Origin of the sequence: Frankia sp. Mgl5 (genome assembly GCF_023242985.1) — a bacterium.
In the GTDB taxonomy this organism is placed as follows: Bacteria; Actinomycetota; Actinomycetes; order Frankiales; family Frankiaceae; genus Parafrankia; species Parafrankia soli.
Map to the genome: position 1 here is coordinate 1 of NZ_JALKFY010000475.1, position 433 is coordinate 433.

Genomic DNA, 433 nt, shown 5'->3' on the forward strand with positions numbered 1-433 from the left:
GCGGCACCGATGATCGCCTCGGGGCGTGCGTCGATACCGGCCTCGGTGGAAGTGGGGCCAAGACGGTCGGCGATGTGGGGGATGAGCGGGTCGTGCCACCGGCACTGCTTTTCCAGGTTGCGGGCCCGCAGTTCGGGACTACCATCGATCATTAGTCGCAGGCCGAGGGTGCCTTGTGGATCGCCGGCGTGGTAGTCGAGGAGAACGTCGAAGGCCCGGCGCAGCGCCGTCCAGGCATCCTCATCCGCGGGCCGTTTCGCCAGGGCGTCGACGAGTAGTCGGCCGAGGGTGCTCAGGTGGCCGAGTACGACGTCTTCCTTCGAGGTGAAATAGCGGAAGAAGGTGCTGCGGGACATTCCGGCGGCGGCCGCGGTCTCATCGATCGTCGTCGCCTCGTAACCCTTGCGGGCGAACAGGTCCATCGCGACGGACA

General features: G+C 66.7%; 1 protein-coding gene. It reads right to left on the bottom strand.

All coding sequences use genetic code 11. From position 1 onward, the window contains the following. A partial coding sequence (locus MXD62_RS10210) for a TetR family transcriptional regulator (RefSeq protein ID WP_248829087.1) occupies window positions 1-433 on the bottom strand: 433 nt, incomplete at both ends.